At 63.7% G+C, this 16311-nt stretch carries 13 protein-coding genes; 4 read left to right on the forward strand and 9 right to left on the reverse strand.

Features of this window, described 5'->3' with window-relative positions:
- Positions 1 to 33: 33 nt before the first annotated feature.
- Complete coding sequence (locus SINAC_RS23695; protein ID WP_020466692.1) at positions 34 to 384, reverse strand: ArsR/SmtB family transcription factor; 351 nt, start codon at positions 382 to 384, stop codon at positions 34 to 36.
- A gap of 400 nt (positions 385 to 784) precedes the next feature.
- Between SINAC_RS23695 and thrC the strand changes: the two genes are divergently transcribed.
- On the forward strand, positions 785 to 2236 hold the full coding sequence (gene thrC / locus SINAC_RS23700; protein ID WP_015248096.1) for a threonine synthase: 1452 nt from the start codon (positions 785 to 787) through the stop codon (positions 2234 to 2236).
- Between the two features lie 161 nt (positions 2237 to 2397).
- On the opposite strand, the gene SINAC_RS23705 is transcribed toward thrC, so the two are convergent.
- From SINAC_RS23705 to SINAC_RS23740, 8 genes are all read right to left on the reverse strand, one after another.
- Positions 2398 to 3597, reverse strand: a complete 1200-nt coding sequence (locus tag SINAC_RS23705) for a SpoIIE family protein phosphatase (protein WP_015248097.1) — start codon at positions 3595 to 3597, stop codon at positions 2398 to 2400.
- 61 nt (positions 3598 to 3658) lie between these two features.
- Entirely contained in the window at positions 3659 to 4681 is a 1023-nt protein-coding gene (gene cheB, locus SINAC_RS23710; protein ID WP_015248098.1) for a chemotaxis-specific protein-glutamate methyltransferase CheB, read from the reverse strand.
- Positions 4678 to 7998 (reverse strand): Hpt domain-containing protein, encoded by a 3321-nt coding sequence (locus SINAC_RS41350; protein ID WP_015248099.1) that lies wholly within the window; start codon positions 7996 to 7998, stop codon positions 4678 to 4680. The genes cheB and SINAC_RS41350 overlap by 4 nt, the downstream gene beginning before the upstream one ends.
- The gene (locus SINAC_RS23720) at positions 7995 to 8690 is read right to left on the reverse strand and encodes a chemotaxis protein CheW (RefSeq protein ID WP_015248100.1); all 696 of its coding nucleotides are present in this window, start codon (positions 8688 to 8690) and stop codon (positions 7995 to 7997) included. Before SINAC_RS23720 ends, SINAC_RS41350 begins: the two co-directional genes overlap by 4 nt.
- The gene (locus SINAC_RS23725) at positions 8687 to 10006 is read right to left on the reverse strand and encodes a CheR family methyltransferase (protein ID WP_015248101.1); all 1320 of its coding nucleotides are present in this window, start codon (positions 10004 to 10006) and stop codon (positions 8687 to 8689) included. The genes SINAC_RS23720 and SINAC_RS23725 overlap by 4 nt, the downstream gene beginning before the upstream one ends.
- Entirely contained in the window at positions 10003 to 10464 is a 462-nt protein-coding gene (locus tag SINAC_RS23730) for a chemotaxis protein CheW (RefSeq protein ID WP_015248102.1), read from the reverse strand. Before SINAC_RS23730 ends, SINAC_RS23725 begins: the two co-directional genes overlap by 4 nt.
- Positions 10465 to 10566: 102 nt before the next feature.
- Positions 10567 to 12618 (reverse strand): methyl-accepting chemotaxis protein, encoded by a 2052-nt coding sequence (locus SINAC_RS23735; RefSeq protein WP_015248103.1) that lies wholly within the window; start codon positions 12616 to 12618, stop codon positions 10567 to 10569.
- Positions 12619 to 12736: 118 nt separating this feature from the next.
- Positions 12737 to 14020: an urea ABC transporter substrate-binding protein gene (locus SINAC_RS23740; protein ID WP_015248104.1), complete on the reverse strand. Its 1284-nt coding sequence runs from the start codon at positions 14018 to 14020 to the stop codon at positions 12737 to 12739.
- A 407-nt stretch (positions 14021 to 14427) separates the two neighbouring features.
- On the opposite strand from SINAC_RS23740, the gene dapB reads away from it, so the two are divergent.
- The 3 genes from dapB to SINAC_RS23755 are packed head-to-tail and all read left to right on the forward strand — an operon-like array spanning position 14428 to position 16242.
- Complete coding sequence (gene dapB / locus SINAC_RS23745) at positions 14428 to 15219, forward strand: 4-hydroxy-tetrahydrodipicolinate reductase (RefSeq protein ID WP_015248105.1); 792 nt, start codon at positions 14428 to 14430, stop codon at positions 15217 to 15219.
- Between the two features lie 40 nt (positions 15220 to 15259).
- On the forward strand, positions 15260 to 15709 hold the full coding sequence (locus tag SINAC_RS23750; RefSeq protein ID WP_015248106.1) for a hypothetical protein: 450 nt from the start codon (positions 15260 to 15262) through the stop codon (positions 15707 to 15709).
- 5 nt (positions 15710 to 15714) lie between these two features.
- Positions 15715 to 16242, forward strand: a complete 528-nt coding sequence (locus tag SINAC_RS23755) for a cyclic-phosphate processing receiver domain-containing protein (RefSeq protein WP_237722734.1) — start codon at positions 15715 to 15717, stop codon at positions 16240 to 16242.
- Positions 16243 to 16311: the final 69 nt, after the last annotated feature.

The raw sequence follows: 16311 nt of genomic DNA on the forward strand, positions 1-16311 counted from the left end.
CAGACAGTTTGACCAGATCCCACCGTTCGGCGTTCAGCCAATGACGGAATCGACGACCTCGGCGAGCTCACGGCCAGCCTCGGTCAGCCCATAAAAGTTGTGCTTCCCACTCCGTCTCGGCTCGATCAGTCGACCGTGGCGGAGCAGGGCCAGATGGTGGCTGACCGCGGGCTGACTTTGCGTACCCAATTCGGCGCAAAGCTCGGAGACGTTCCGCTCCTGTTCGTTCAAAAGCATCAGCACCTGAAGCCGCGTGGGGTCAGAGACCTGCTTGAGCAGGTCCGCGACACGCCTGATCTCGGCGGAAGGACGAGGAGGAGCGGATGCTTTTGAAGATTTCGGGGTTTTCGGAGACGCAGAAGCCTTGGGCGAAGTGGGTGGCATATAACTCCTCAGGCCGATTGTGGAAAATTAGATATCGAACTAATTTAGTGTGAAGTCGCCAGTGCGCGAGCTCGTGAAGACACCGCAACTCAATAGGGATGTAATTTCGCTGTTTTGTATGATTAGGACTCAGCCTCATGGCGTCAACCCCTCCTCCGTGAGAATCCGCCGCCGTTATTTTTTGGAGAACTCGTGGTGTTTTACGTGAGATTATGAGTTGCTGTGTTAGCAGTGATAGGGCTTCCGGTGCGGACTGATTCGGGGCGGGGGGCGTGGATTTACGCTTGCCGCAGGGGCGAGTTAGCCGGTAGAGTAGTCGGATGGAATTTGGTCCAGTTTCCCGTTACGGTCGTTGGGGCCGGGCCGGGCGGTGTTCATCTTGCGCTGAGAGTTCCGTCTGATGTCCGTGCCCACCACCATGACGCAGACCGACCTGGCTTATCAACAGTGCATCAACCCGGCCTGCCGGGCGACTTATGCGGTTGACCAGACGATTTTCGCCTGCCCGACGTGCGGCGACTTGCTCGACGTCGTTTACGATTGGGACCGGCTTCCGGTCCCGAGCCGGCTGAACGAGTTCGAGGCCAAGTGGTCGACCCGGCTCGACCCGCTCAACTTCTCGGGGGTCTGGCGGTTCCGCGAATTGCTTCCGTTTGCGCCGCGCGAGATGGTGGTGACCGTCGGCGAAGGGCAGACGCTGCTTCAGTCGGCCGACAAGGTCGCTCAGTACGTCGGGATGACACCCGGCAACTTGAAGCTACAGTACGAGGGGATGAACCCCTCCGGAAGCTTCAAAGACAACGGCATGACCGCAGCCTTCACCCATGCCCGGATGGTCGGTGCCCGCCGCGTGGCCTGCGCGTCGACGGGCAACACCTCGGCGGCCCTGGCGGTCTACTGCTCGGCGACCGACTTCGGCTTCAAGGCGATCATCTTCATCGGCTCGGGCAAGATCGCCTACGGCAAGCTCGCGCAAGCCCTCGATCACGGTGCCTTGACCATCCAGATCGTCGGCGACTTCGACGATGCGATGCACCGCGTCCGGCAGGTTGCCGACCGGCTGGGCATCTACCTGATGAACTCGGTCAACCCGTTCCGCCTCGAAGGTCAGAAGACGATCATGTACCGGGTCCTCGAGGGGCTCGGTTGGGAAGTTCCCGACTGGATCGTCGTTCCCGGGGGCAACCTCGGCAACTCGAGTGCCTTCGGCAAGGCGTTCATCGAGCTGAAGCACCTGGGCCTGATCGACCGCGTTCCGCGCCTGGCCGTAATCAACGCGGCAGGGGCCCGGACCCTGGAGTACCTGGTCAGCGAGCATAACCTGACCTGGCGCGACGGCCTCCCCGACATGGCGGCGAGCCAGACCTATTATGACGAGCTCGACGCCAAGCACTTGAAGGCGTCGACGATTGCCTCGGCCATTGAGATCAATCGCCCGGTCAACCTCAAGAAGTGCTTGCGGGCGCTCGACTTCTGCCAGGGGGTCGTTCGCCAGGTGAGCGACCAGGAGATCATGGACGCCAAGGCACGGGTCGGCTCGGGGGGCCTCGGGTGCGAGCCTGCCAGCGCCGCGAGTGTGGCGGGGGCCAAGAAGCTCCGCGAGGAGGGGATCATCGCCCCGTCCGACCGGGTCGTCTGCATCCTCACCGGTCACCAGCTCAAGGACCCGACGGCGACGGTCGCCTACCATGGCACCGACCAAGAGAACTTCGAGAAGGTGCTGGGCAGCCGAGGCGTCCACCGCGCCGGGTTTGCCAATCGCCCGGTTGTGGTTCCCAACGACCTCGACGATATCATCCGGACGATCGCGCTCTACTCCGATGCAGGGTCGGCCGGCGAAGCCGGGGCGTAGGGTCTCTTGCACGGAATCGATCCGTGCAAATTCCGAAGTCGAGTCGGCCCAACCCGCCAGGTCTGTTCTTGTCGGGTTGACGTCAGCCTGCCACCTCCTCAAGGTAATGACAGGCTGAAGCCGACTCCGTCCAAGAGACGGAGCCGGCCGCTGTTCGCGGTTCACTCCGGCGGCAAGAACCGCAGCTCGGCGATCGAGAAGTCATCCATGTATTCGTCCGAGCCGCCGAGAACCTTGGTGTATTCGATCAGTCGATCCATGCTGGCCTGCTCACCCGTCAGGGGTGCTTCGCCCATAAACTTGATGAAGTCGGTATAAGGCCAGGTGGAGCCGTCGGAGCGTTCGACCTCGAAGACGCCGTCGCTGTAGAGCGAGAGCATGCCGAAGGCCTCGACCTGGCAGGTTGAGGTCCGGTATTCCAGGTCGGGGACTGCGCCGACCATCGGGCCTTCCGACTCGAGCATGAGGAGCTTGGCTTCTTCGACCGTGGGGCCGGTGCGGAGCAAGGCCGCCGGGTGGCCGCCGCCGGCGTATTCGATCTGGCGGGTCGACTTATGATAGATCCCGTACCAGATGGTGAAGAAGAGGCCGTTTTGCTGGTCCATCTGGAAGGCCCGGTTGAGCGCGGTGAGGACCTGCCCCGGGTTGCGGAAATCGGTCTGTGGCAGTGATTGTGAGCGGAGCGCGTTCAAGGCGGAGACGGAGAGCAAGGCCGCGCCGACGCCGTGGCCGCTGACGTCGAGCAGGTAGAACGCGAAGTGCTCGTCGTCGAGCCAGTCGTAACCAAAGGTGTCCCCCCCCAGGTCGGCGGAGGGGATGAATCGCCAGTCGGCGCGGATCGCTCCTTTTTTGAGTTTCTCCGGGAGGAGCGACTGCACGTACTTGGCGGCTTCGGCCACATCCTTGGCCATGACCCGCTGGCTCTCCTGAAGCGCCTTGTACGCTTCATTGCGCTGGAGCAGGTTGATGTAACCCTTGGAGTGGTAGCGGATCCGGGCGAGCAGTTCCAGCCGGTCCGGTAGCTTGACGATGTAGTCGTTGGCCCCGAGCGCGAACGCCTCGGCCTTGATCGTCGGCTCTTCCTTGGTGGAGAGCACGATCATCGGCGTCTCGCGAGTCGCCTCGGTTTCGCGGAACTTCTTGACGAGGGTCAGGCCGTCGATTTCCGGCATGACCAGGTCCTGAAGGATCACGGTCGGTGAGACCTTGATCGCTTCTTCGACGGCCCGGGTTGCATCCTTGCAGTAGTGGAAGACGATATCCTGCTCGCTGGCGAGCATTCGTCGCACGGCCTCGCCGATCATGGGTTGGTCGTCGATCAAGAGGACCGTGATCTGGTGCTGCGTCAGGCCGGGTTCCACGCGATTCCCCTTCGATAAATAATCAGAACGTGTTGATTTTAAAAAAGTCGGGTCGGACAGTTCATGAGGGCTGCGAGCGACGGAGGTGCTCGACGATGCTCTTGCCGATGCGTTCAATCGGAAGAACTTCGACGGCGGCTCCCACTTCGGCGGCTGCGCGGGGCATTCCCCAGACGATGCTGGTGGCCTGATCTTGCGCGATGGTGAACCACTTGGCCTGGCGGAGCTTCAGCAGGCCCTTGGCGCCGTCGCGTCCCATCCCGGTCAGGACGGTCGCGATCCCCGGCCTTGGCCAGTGGGTGGCGACGCAGTCGAAGAAGACGTCGACGGAGGGGCGGTAGCTGAGTGCGATCGGCTCTGGACTGTAGCGGAGCCGATGGCTCGAATCCATGGTGAGGTGGTCGTTGGTCGCGGCCAGGAGGATTTGTCCCTTGCCGGGGCGGTCGCCGGGTTTGATCAGGTCGACATGCCGCCCGGTCTTTTCGCCGAGCCAGGTCGCCAGGCCGGGGGCAAACGCCACGTCGACGTGCTGGACGATGATCGTGCAGGCATCCCGCTGTAACGGGAGGTCGGCGAGGATTAGGGCCAGCGCATTGGGGCCTCCCGTCGACGAGCCGATGAGGACGAGCGAACCGTTCCAGGCCAACGGCTGGGTTGGAATGTCGGTTGAGGAGCCGGCCTCCCCCGACTTGCCGATCAGCTTGGCGATGATCGCGATCTTCTCGATCAGCGGGGTCGCCCCCGCCACCTCCCCGTGCGGGCCGAGCGTGGGAGTATCGACCGTATCGAGAGCGCCATGGCCCATGGCATCGAAGACACGGCCCATGCGGCCGCTCACCGTTGCCGTGACCACGAGGATCGGGCAAGGGGTTTCGGCCATGATCCGGCGGGTCGCCTCGACGCCGTCGATCCCGGGCATGACCAGGTCCATCAGGATCAGGTCGGGGAGGTTGAGCCGGGTCCTCTCGATGGCCTCGGACCCGTCTCCGGCCATCCAGATGACTTGATATCCCGGCACCGAGAGCACGGCACGCCGAAGCGCTTCGCGGGCCATGGCCAGGTCGTTGACGATCCCGATCCTCATTCGACGGCCTCGCCAATCAGGTCGACCACCGTGTCGAGGAACGTTCGGTCGTGAAAGCTGCTCTTGGTCAGATAGCAGTTCGCCCCGGCGTCCAGACCGCGCATCCGGTCTTCCTCGCGATCTTTATAGGAAACGATCACGACGGGGATCCCCTTGAGCCGAGCGTCCGACTTGATGTGCTGAACGAGCTGGATCCCATCCATTCGGGGCATATCCACGTCGCTGATGACCAGATGATAATCTCCCCCACGGACGGTATTCCAGCCATCAACGCCATCGACGGCGACTTCCACGACGTATCCTCGGCTCTCCAGGAGCTGTCGCTCCAGTTCGCGGACGGTGATTGAGTCGTCGACGACGAGAATCCGCTTCGGCCCGCGCCTCGAGGATTGTTCCGCTGCCTCGGCCACTCGATTGAGCCGGCGGCCTCCGAGCAGGTTGTCGATCGAGCGGACCATGTCCTCGACGTCGATGATCAGGACCGGCCAGCCATCCTCGAGAACCGAGGCGCTGTTGATGTTGGGGACTCGGCCCAGCCGGGCGTCGAGGGGACGAACCTCCAGGTCGCGCTCGCCGAGGAATTCATCGACCACCACGCCAAACCGATGGCTTCGATCGCTGGCGACCACCACCGAGAGAAAGTCGTCGGCCGACTCGACCGGGGGAAAATTGAGCACCTGCGTGGCTTCGACCAGGCCGACCGGTTGGTCGTCCATGCTGAAATGCTGCCGTCCCTCGAGGATTTGCACGTCGGACCTGGGAACCCGGAGGATCCGGTCGATTCGATTGAGCGGGAAGGCGTAGGGTTCGCCAGCGATCCGCACCAGGAGGGCGCGGATGACCGACATCGTGATCGGCAACTGAAGGGAGAAGCGGGTGCCTTTGCCGACCTGCGAGCTGACGCGGACGATTCCGCCGACCGCCTTGACCATGTTCTGCACGACGTCGAGGCCGACGCCGCGCCCGGAGAGCTCGGTCACGGCGTCCTTGGTCGAGAAGCCGGGGAGGAAGAGGAACTCGAGCAGCTCTGCCTCGGTCAGTTGCTCGGCCATTCGGGCGCCGACGAGTCCCCGCTCGACGACTTTGACGCGCAGTCGCTCGGGATCGATGCCTTGGCCGTCGTCAGTCAGGGTGATTTGGAGCATCCCCGCGCGGTGCCGGGCTTCCATCCGAATCGTTCCCGTCTGGTTCTTGCCGGCGGCCAGCCGCTGGTCGGGAAGCTCGATCGCGTGATCCAAAGCGTTGCGGATCAAGTGGTTGAGCGGGGCCTCGAGCTTGTCGAGGATGTCGCGGTCCACCCCCGTGGTCTCGCCGAGGACCTCGAACCGGACCGACTTCCCCAGTTGCCTGGCCACGTCGCGGACCATCCGGGGGAATCCGCGCACGCCGTCGGCCATCGGCCGCATCCGGCTGGTGAGGACTTCGTGGTGGAGCCGGCCCGAAAGATCCTCGCTCCGTCGCGCGATCTCCTCGAATTCCTCCATTTTCTTGCCGAGCCCTTGGAGGCACTCATTGGCCTGGGCCTTGGCCTTGGCCAGCACCTCAGCGAGGACGGCCGGATCCAAGCCGCGTCCCGATTCGCGCCGATCTTCCAGCGTCTGGATCGTCTCCAAGAGGGCGGTCTGACGCCCCTTGAGCGTCAGCAGCGATGTGACGAAGGGGCGAAGCTGACGCGTCTGGACCAGCGATTCCCCCGCCAGGCCCATCAGCCGGGTCAAGCTCTCCGCGGTCACCCGGACCACACGTTCCGCCTGCTCCGGCGCAGCGGGGGGCGTTCGCTCCGCAGTCGCCCGTGACTCGGATTTCGGCTTTGGGGAAGCAGCCGGTTTGGCCGGAGTTACCGGGGCCTTTGCGGGTGGGACGGGAGGTGCGGCCACTTGAGGTGCGGCCGCTACGGGAGGTGGTGCCACGGCGGCGACGGGGAGCGGGGGGGGGGCACCTTGTCCGGAAAGGATCGCGGCGAGCTCGGCCTCCATCCCTGCGATTGACGCTTCGTGGGCGGTCTCCCACTCGTTGAGCTGATCTTCAGCGACGAGGGCGGTCTGACTGAGGAGATCGACGGCGCGGAGGAGGATGTCAATATGATGAGGGAGGATGGCGACCTTGCCGTGCTGTGCGGCAACGAGGCAGTCCTCCATGGCATGGGCGATCCGTACGGCGGCGTTGACGCCGACGATCCGCGCGGCTCCTTTGAGTGAGTGAGCCGCACGCATCAAGGGTTCGAAGACGGCCGAGGATCCGTCTGAAGTTTCGACGGTGAGGAGTCCTTCCGAGAGGATGGCCGTTTGGCTCTCCGCCTCGGTGCGAAACAACTCCATCATCGAGAAGCCGCTGAGGTCGTCGCTCACCGCTTGCGGCTTTGTGGCAAGCGGTTCGCTGGCGGGAGCGAGCGTAACCTGAGGCTCGGCAGTCGGGAGAGCCTCTCCGGAGAGGATTGAGGCGAGCTCGGCCTCCATCCCTGCGATCGACGCTTCGTGGGCGGTCTCCCACTCGTTGAGCTGATCCTCGGCAACGAGAGCGGTCTGATTGAGGAGATCGACGGCGCGAAGGAGGATGTCGATGTGATGCGAGAGGATGGTGACCTGATCGTGCTGTGCGGCGACGAGGCAGTCCTCCATCGCATGAGCGATTCGTACGGCGGCGTTGACGCCGACGATCCGCGCGGCCCCTTTGAGTGAATGAGCCGCGCGCATCAAGGGTTCGAAGATGGCCGAGGAGCCATCTGAAGTTTCGACGGCGAGAAGCCCTTCCGAAAGGATGGCGGTCTGGCTCTCCGCCTCGGTGCGAAACAACTCCATCATTGAGAAGCCGCTGAGGTCGTCGCTCACCGCTTGCGGCTTTGTGGTAAGCGGTTCGCTGACAGGAGTGGGCGCGACCTGAGGCTCGGCAACCGGAGGAGTGGGCGCAGCCTCTCCGGAAAGGATCGCGGCGAGCTCGGTCTCCATCCCTGCGATCGACGCTTCGTGGGCGGTCTCCCACTCGTTGAGCTGATCTTCAGCGACGAGGGCGGTCTGACTGAGGAGATCGACGGCGCGGAGGAGGATGTCAATATGATGAGGGAGGATGGCGACCTTGCCGTGCTGTGCGGCAACGAGGCAGTCCTCCATGGCATGGGCGATCCGTACGGCGGCGTTGACGCCGACGATCCGCGCGGCTCCTTTGAGTGAGTGAGCCGCACGCATCAAGGGTTCGAAGACGGCCGAGGATCCGTCTGAAGTTTCGACGGTGAGGAGTCCTTCCGAGAGGATGGCCGTTTGGCTCTCCGCCTCGGTGCGAAACAACTCCATCATTGAGAAGCCGCTGAGGTCGTCGCTCACTTCCCCAGGCTCCGTAGCGCCGCGAAGACGCGTTGATCATCGAGGTAGCCAATACTATGGCCGTGCCAGGTGAACAAGGCCTGGCTGAAGCTGGTGGTCGGGTTGGCCAGGGTCGCGGGGACGTTGCGCAGTCCTCCGCGAGGGAGGCGATGGATTCCAGGAACCTCGTCGGCCGGGAAGGCCCAGGTCTCGGAATCCTTCTGGATCACAATGAGCCTTGGCTGATCGCCCGTTCGACCGTTCCGGCCTTGGGTCTTGCCGTCATCGGAGAGGGGATCGACCCCCAACAACTCATGAAGCGAGATGCAGATTTGCAGCTGGCCTCGGAGGTTCACCAGCCCATCGATGACGCCATTCGAGCGATGGGGGATCCGGTGGACCGGTCGAGTGGTAGTCACCTCCGCGACGGCCCGTGTGCCGAGCGCTAGCCATTCGCCGTGGAGCCGGAAGATCAGGAGGCTGACGTCGTCCGTGCCGGTCTGCACCGTCGGTTCGGCGAGGATCTTCGTCCATTCCGCCAAGTAACCGGACGGGGCGGGGCGGTCGAAGAAACTTCGCGCGGCCGATGAGAAGACCGGGCAGTTCCGACAGTGAATGTGAGTCTCGAGCTCCGGACAGGTCCGATCGCCGGAGACACCGATCCGGTTCCAGCAATCGTCGACCGTCTGAGCGATGGGCAGGCTGAGGCTCATCCGACCCCCTTCCGTGCGCGGGCCCGTTCGGCTCGGCGGCGATAGCCGAGCGCCGAAGCCTCATCGCCGCGCCGCTGGGCGAGCAGGGCAAGGGCCAGCAACGCTTCGTCATGCTGCGCGTCGAGATAGACCGCCTTCTGAAACGAGGCCTCGGCCGCGTTCCGGTCGCCAGCGGCCTGCCGGGCCATTCCGAGGAGAAAAAAGGCTCGGGCGGATGCGCCGGACTCGCGAATCGCCTGTTCGCAGAGGCCGACCGCCTCGTCGTACCGCCCCTGGTCGGCCCGTTCGGCCGCCTGGTCCAGGAGTGTCGATGTGGCCGAACCGTTGTCGATGGCCGGACCAGGCACTGGTGTCGTGCGACTCATCGGCCGGACCTCGGCGTCGATCGGCCGTGCGCGATCGGCCGTGGGCCGGCTGCTGATACTGATTTGGGGCGGGGTCGGTTTCACTCGAGGGGGAGGCTCGATGGCTTTCAAGCGGACCGGCGAGGGGAGGCTTGTTGCGACGTGCGGTGGACTCGTCGCGACGCGCTGATAGGCGAAGGTCCCCTTGTCGCCGATGGCGGTGAGCCGCACTCCGGCGGTCTCCAACCGTTCGGCGTGCCCCAGGAAGAGCAGGCCCGACTCGGCCAGTAGCCGAAGCAGATTCTCCCACGCCCGGGCGCGGGCCGCCTCTGTGAAGTAGATGAGGAGGTTGCGGCAGAAGACGATGTCATAGGTCGGCTCGTTCGCGAGCAGTCTGGAATCCAGGATGTTCCCCTGGATCAGGCGGACAGCGTTTCGCACGGACGCATCGAGCTCGTAGCGGTCGTTCTGCTCTTTGAAGTAGCGAGACCGAAAGGCAAGGTCGGATCCTCGGAACGCGTTTCGACCATAGATCGCCTGGCGGGCCCGAGCCAGCGAGCGGGCGCTCAGGTCCACCGCGTCGACCCGGAATCGCGTCGGAGGCAGCCCGGCTTCTCGCAAGGCGATGGCGATGGAGTAGGGTTCTTCCCCCCCTGCGCAGGGGAGGCTCAGCACTCGGAGCGGCGGGCGGCTGGGGTCGATCAGCCACTTCGAGCGGGCCTGGTCTTGAAGGAACGTGAACGGGCGGTCGTCTCGAAAGAACCAGCTCTCGGGGACGACGACTTCCTCGACGAGTGCCTGGAACTCCTCTCCCGAACCGCTCAGGTGACGCTCATATTCGTTCCGGTCGTTGAGGCCGAGCGCTGACATTCGGGCTTCGAGCCCGCGAGCGACCAGGCTGGATCCGACCGATCCGGGGTCGAGTCCAATGCGTTCGGTCAGCAGTTCGTCAACGCTCCGCGTCCCGCTCATGGGGCCTCCGAAGGTGGGCCGAAGATTCCCTCGCGGAGCGATTTCGGCAGGACCTTATCGACCGAGATGACCTGGACGAGCCCCATCTCGGTCCGGACGACGGTCCCGAGATAAGGAGCCTGCTCCATGTTCATGGCGGCCAGGACGACCTGCTCTTGCTTGACCATGATGACGTCGCTCACGTTTTCGGCAACCAGCCCGATCAGCCGTTCGCCGCGACCGCCTGGCTCGTCGACCAGGATGACACGAGTATGAAGTCGCTCAAGGCAGGGGGTGGAACCGAGCAGAACCCCGAGGTCGATCACGGGAACGGCCTTGCCGCGGTAGTTGAACAGTCCGGCCAAGGATTCCGGGGCGTGAGGAATCGGCCGAAGCTCGATCCTCGGCACGACTTCCACGACGCGCTCGGCGGCTACGGCGTAGAGGTCGTGAGCGACCCGGAACGTCAAGAGTAGCATAGGACCCGCCTCGGGAGCATCGTTTCCGTTCCGCGTCGCCAGGAGGAATGTTTCTTGAATACAGATGGCTTCGAGGCCTTCGATCGTGTCTCGAACCGAGAGTTATGAGCCTGGGAAGGTCCCTGGCTCGGCTTGGTCGAGGGTGAACCGGGAGACTTCTTCCTTGAGTTCGGAGATGGCTTCACGGAGGTGGTCGGTCGCCTTGTTGAACTCGCGGAGCGAGACCGAGGTCTGGTGCGCTCCGTCGCTGAGCCTGACCACGGCTTCGCGAATCTGCTCGGCCCCTTGCGACTGGACTCGCATGCCTTCAGTCACCTGCTCGAAGCGCCCGGTCAGGCCTTGTACGTCGGTGATGATCAGGCCGAGCTGCTCGCCGATGTGAGCCACCTCGCCGACCCCTTGGCGGACCTGGTCGGTGAATTTATCCATCTCCATGACGCCGGCGGAGACGCTGTACTGCATCTCCTTGACCATCCGCTCGATGTCGAGGGTGGCCACGGCGGTCATGTCGGCGAGCCGGCGGATCTCGCGGGCGACCACCAGAAAGCCGAGGCCGTACTCGCCGGCCTTCTCGGCTTCGATCGCCGCATTGATCGAGAGCAGGTTGGTCTGGTCGGCAACCTTGGTGATCGTGGTGACGACCAGGTTGATGTTGGCGGCCCGCTCGCTGATCACCGAGAGCTTGGAGCTGATCGATCCGGTCGAGTCGGCCAGGCTCCGCATCGATCGGCCCATGTTGGACAGGCTTCCTTGCCCTTCGGTGGCCATCTGGGCCGTCTGCGCGGCGACGTTGTTCACCTCGTTCATCGTGCGGAGCAGCTCCTGGCTGGTCGCCGAGATCTGCTTGGCTGCGGCGGCCGCCTCGCTGGTGGAGGCGCCATATTCGTTGACCGTCTCTTGCTGCTGTCGCGAGGTCGCGGCGATCTCGGTGGCCGTCGACATCAACGCGATGCTCGACTTCTGGATCTTGCCGATCAGCGTCTTGAGGTCGAGCGTCATCTTCTTCACGGCGGTGAGCAGTTGCCCGGCCTCTCCCGTAGCTCGCGTCTTGATCTGCACGCTGAGGTCGCCGGCCGCCACGCGATTGGCCGCGTCGGCCGCTTCACGGATCGGCCTCGAGAGCGAGCGGGCCACGAGAATTGCCACGAGCCCCACAGCCACCACGGTCAAGCTGAGGAGGATCACCACGACGATGCGTTGCTGGCGGATCAGCTCGAAGGCTTCGCCCACATCCTGCTTCACGACCATTCCCCAGCGGTAGGAGGGGAGGTAGGACCAGGCCGCGATCACCGGCGAGCCACGATAGTCGAGCCCCTCGCCGTATCCCCGCTTCCCCCTGACGGCAAGCTGCATGCTTTCCGACAAGGCTCCCCCGATCGGGATCTTGAGACGGAAGGCCGACGTGCGGTCGAAACGGGTGGGGGCTACGAAGGTCAACTCCTCACCCGTTCGCATCGCGACGATGGTCTCCCCGGTTTCTCCCAGCCCGGAGTAATCGTCGAACACCCGGAAGACTTGCGCGTTGCCCAACTCGACGACCGCCACGCCCACGGAGATGCCGTTCTGCATGACCGGGCCGGCCACGAAGGCTGAGGGTTGGCTTCGCCCCGGGTACAGTTGGTAGTTCGACATCACGGCCTGAAGCAAGGTCCGGGCCCGTACGAACGCGTCGGCGAACTCCGTTCCCTTCATCGGACCCGTCAAGAGGTTCGTCCCCGTATCGAATCCGCGCTGATACGAGGCCAGAGGAGTTCCCTCAATATCGAAAATATAGATGTTGGGATAATTGTAAGCGTGTGCGAAGACTCCGAGTCCGGCACGAATTGCGTCGGCCTCGCGGCGGTACTCGTCGGTTGCGCGCTTGCCCGTCTTGGCCAACTCGCTGAGCCGAGCGACGGCCGTGACGACGGCGGGGGCTTGGCCCAGCACGGCGACGTCTCCCCGGCGCTCTCGGATGAAGTTTTCGAGTTGGGTGGTCTTGGCGTCCGCGATGACCATCAGGCGATCATGCACCGAGATCTCCACCGACCGCCGCGACAGGTAGGCGGTGACCACGGTCAGGATGATGCTGGGGACGAGCGCGATCGCCAGGAACCAGAAGAGCAGGCGGCTCGCGATGTTGGCGCTGGCGAGCGAGGGGAGTCGGAGGTTCATGCGCGGGTGGACCTGTGTCAGGGTGGCCGAGATCGGATCGGGGGCTTTGGGGATTCGCTACCGGAAGGCTCCGTGCCGGTCCTTGCTTCCCTTAGGCTGCTAGTTTGGCGCGATCGGTTCAGTCCGGAGTGGACGAGCGGGCTGGCGCATTGGGGTTGGCCCAGGTCCCCCCCCATCGCGTGTGCATCTCTTGCAGAAAGGCTTCCCACTCCGCCGGGCTCCGCGTGATCGGAAAAGGCGTCGGCCGGATCGGCTTGTCCACGGACCAGACGAGGTCGAACTGGCCGTCCAGCCTCGCCTTGCCGAGATAGAACGGACGCCAGGTGTGCTGGCTCTCGGGATCGACCGAGATGACACCTTCGGGGGCGTCGAGGCTTTGCCGGAGGAGAAAGAGCTTGGTCATCTTGAGGTCGACCGAGCCCCCTTCCTCCACGGCCTGAGCCCAGAGCCGCACGCTGTTGTACGAGGCCACCGTCACGTCGCTCACCACCTCGTCGGCCCCATACTTCGCCTGGTACTTCCGCACGAACTCCTTGTTTTCCGGCCGGTCGACCGACTGGAAGTAGCCCCAGGCCGAGTAGTGGCCGGCCAGGTCCTTCGCGTCCATCTTGCGAAGCTCGTTCTCACCGATGCTGCAAGAGATCACGGGGATCTGGTCGGGCGTGACCCCAGCCTGGCGGAGCTGGCTGTAAAAGGCGAGGTTCGTCTCGCCCGCGATCGTGCTGAGCACGACGTCGGGCTTGACCTGCTGGATCTTCGCCACCATCTCCTTCACGTCGGACGTGCCGAAGGCGCAGTAGACTTCGCCGACGGTCTCGGCGCCCATGCCTTTCAGGGCATCCTTCGCGATCGCGTTGACCGTATGCGGCCAGACGTAATCCGAACCGATGAGGAAGTATTTCCGAGCCTTCAAGGTGTCGTAGCTCCACCTCAAGGCGGGCAAGACTTGCTGGGTCGCCACCGATCCCGTGTAGATGATGTTGGGCGAGATCTCCAACCCCTCGTAGGCCATTGGGTAGATCATCAGGTGATTGGCCCGTTCGACCACGGGCAGGACGCTCTTGCGGCTTGCCGACGTCCAGCAACCCACGATGATGTCGACCTTCTCGCCGTTGATCAGCCGTTCCGCCTGCTGCGCGAAGGTCGCTGGATCGGACTTGCCGTCGGCGACGATTCCGATCACCGGCCGGCCCAGCAGCCCGCCCCGCGCATTGATTTCCTCGATCGCGAGTTGTTCCGCGTCGATCATCGATTGCTCGCTGATCGCCATCGGCCCGGTCTGGGAATGGAGAAGCCCGACCCGGATCGGCAGCCTGTTCCCCTCGGTGAACGCCCAGGTGACCCCGGCAATTGCCGCGACGATCACCAGCAAGACGGCACCTATGATCAGACTACGTCTCATCAGCCATCCCCTACAATCGGTCTCACCGGTCTGCGACCGCACCCTCGACGGCTGACCGCCTGAAAAGAAAAAAGGCCGAGGGTGCTCGCTCCATTCGCCACTCTATTTGAGGAGTATAGCCGAGAAAATGCGGCTTGATCGGAATTCTCGGCGTAATTTGTCTATCTTTTCTTAAGCGAACCTAGAGTTTGTCGAACCGTGTGCGATGAAGGGGTTTGCATTGTGAAGCCTGTGCTTCAGGACGTCCGCTGAATCGACATGTTGCCCTGGGTTCTCTCCTTAGCAATGCGGTCTGCCGGGATCACGATCGGCGCTGATCCGAGGTGGCGTCGATCGGCTCCGCTCCTTATCATGTTTGGTGTGGCTCGTGCATTATGAGAACTGGGCTGAGAAGAGGCGTTTCGACTGTGAGTTCACCTGCTCTGAACGTTGCCATCAACGGGGCCACGGGACGGATGGGCGTTCGGCTCATCCAGTTGATTCAGGCCGATCCGGGACTTCGTCTGGCGGCGGCTTTGGATCGCCCCGACCATCCCAAGCTCGGTGAGGATGCCGGAACGCTCTGTGGCCTCGGCCCGTTGGGCGTGCCGCTCTCAGGGGCGCTTGTCGGACCCGTGGATGTTGCGATCGACTTCTCGCTGCCCGTCGGAGCGCTGGCGATGGCCAAGGCGTGTGCCGAACAGGGCGTGCCGATGGTCGTGGGCACGACCGGGTTTGACCCCGAGCAACGGAAGATCATGGAGGAGGCGAGCGCCAAGATCGCCTTGCTGATCTCCCCTAACCTGAGCCGGGCGGTCAACTTGTTGATGCGGCTGGCGGGAGAGGCCGCCCGCGCCCTGGGCGACTCGGCCGACATCGAGATCGTCGAGCGCCATCATCATTTCAAGAAAGACGCTCCGAGCGGGACCGCTCTCCGTCTGGCCGAGATCGTCGGCAATGCGGTGGGTTCGTCCCAGTTCGTTCACGGCAGGCAGGGAGATGTTGGCGAGCGTCCTCGAGGCGAGATCGGGATCCACGCGCTGCGCACGGGGGACAATCCCGGCGAGCACACCGTCGTTTTCGGGCTGATGGGGGAGTGCCTGGAACTTTCCCACCGCGCCTTGAATCGAGACGGGTTCGCCCTGGGCGCACTCGACGCCGCCAAGTTTCTGGCCGGCAAACCGCCCCGGCTCTATACGATGGCCGACCTGCTCGGTTGATCGCGCCTTCCCTCGGTCGGAATGAAGGAGGCTGTCGGCAATGGCCCTCTGTGATGAAGGCTATCTTTGCGAAGTGTGTGGCCGGGACGTTGAGGATCTCACCCAGTCCGACCTCTATTTGAGGTATGTTCTCGGCGAGGTCGACCCGGAGACCCTCCACGTCAGGCCGGAACGTCACCTGGCTTGCAACCCGTCCCTGGCCCAGTTCATCGTGGCGGCTGATTTCCCTCCCGTGACGGTTGAGGGGTACTTCGCGAAGTCGGCGCTCGACCCTGATTTCGTGGCGGCCGAGGAAGCGCGAGTCACACGCGGTTATCTCCGACTGCTCGAACTCATGACGGTCGACCTGCCAATCGTCGAATACCCGCTGCCCGAATTCCGGGCCCGGTGGCAAGGGGTTGCTGAGAGCGAGGGGGAGGGGACTGTTACGGTGGGAACCGAGCCGCCGAGTCGTTCAGGACAAGTTGCCGATGAGGCGTCCCAGGGATGAATCTCATGTCCCGTGATGACGAATCTCGGTTGTCAACGAACGGTCCCACCGCGGAACCGCCACGGAGTCGTGTCCTGTTCCTCGACGATGACCCCGGCCGTGCCGAGGTCTTCCTCGCCGAGGTTCCGCACGCCGTTTGGGTCTCCACGGTGGAAGAATGCCTTTCTCGGCTCAATGAGGAGTGGGACGAGGTTCACCTCGATCACGACCTCGGGGGAGAAACGTTCGTCGATTGCGGCCGAGAAGATTGTGGGATGGAGGTCGTGCGCTGGCTCTGCCTGGAGGCCCATCCTCACCTGATCCCCACCCAATTCTACGTGCACAGCCATAACGCCGCTGCGGCCGACTTGATGGTGATGCAGTTGCGCGTCGCCGGCTATCAAGTCGAAGGCCGGCCCTTCGGCTATTCTCCTCCATGGTCAGCGTCCACCCGCGCTCCGTTCGAGATCTTTGTTCCCCCGGCGCGTGGTTTCTCCCACTGGCTCCGCGAACTTGGCCGCTACGTGTTCGGGTCGTCCGGGACCTCCGGCTGACGGCCGAGCTTGCATTGTCAAGTCAGGGGTTGAGTCTGTATGGTGGCGCCTCGGATCACGACAACCAAG

It is taken from the genome of Singulisphaera acidiphila DSM 18658, from assembly GCF_000242455.2.
GTDB classification, from domain to species: domain Bacteria; phylum Planctomycetota; class Planctomycetia; order Isosphaerales; family Isosphaeraceae; genus Singulisphaera; species Singulisphaera acidiphila.

Coding starts and splice junctions, on each gene's coding strand:
- SINAC_RS23725 (WP_015248101.1), bottom strand. CDS start 10,006: ATGAGCGGGACGCGGAGCGTTGACGAACTGCTGACCGAACGCATTGGA.
- SINAC_RS23740 (WP_015248104.1), bottom strand. CDS start 14,020: ATGAGACGTAGTCTGATCATAGGTGCCGTCTTGCTGGTGATCGTCGCG.
- SINAC_RS23735 (WP_015248103.1), bottom strand. CDS start 12,618: ATGAACCTCCGACTCCCCTCGCTCGCCAGCGCCAACATCGCGAGCCGC.
- SINAC_RS23755 (WP_237722734.1), top strand. CDS start 15,715: ATGTCCCGTGATGACGAATCTCGGTTGTCAACGAACGGTCCCACCGCG.
- SINAC_RS23750 (WP_015248106.1), top strand. CDS start 15,260: ATGGCCCTCTGTGATGAAGGCTATCTTTGCGAAGTGTGTGGCCGGGAC.
- SINAC_RS23730 (WP_015248102.1), bottom strand. CDS start 10,464: ATGCTACTCTTGACGTTCCGGGTCGCTCACGACCTCTACGCCGTAGCC.
- cheB (WP_015248098.1), bottom strand. CDS start 4,681: ATGAGGATCGGGATCGTCAACGACCTGGCCATGGCCCGCGAAGCGCTT.
- thrC (WP_015248096.1), top strand. CDS start 785: ATGTCCGTGCCCACCACCATGACGCAGACCGACCTGGCTTATCAACAG.
- SINAC_RS23720 (WP_015248100.1), bottom strand. CDS start 8,690: ATGAGCCTCAGCCTGCCCATCGCTCAGACGGTCGACGATTGCTGGAAC.
- SINAC_RS23695 (WP_020466692.1), bottom strand. CDS start 384: ATGCCACCCACTTCGCCCAAGGCTTCTGCGTCTCCGAAAACCCCGAAA.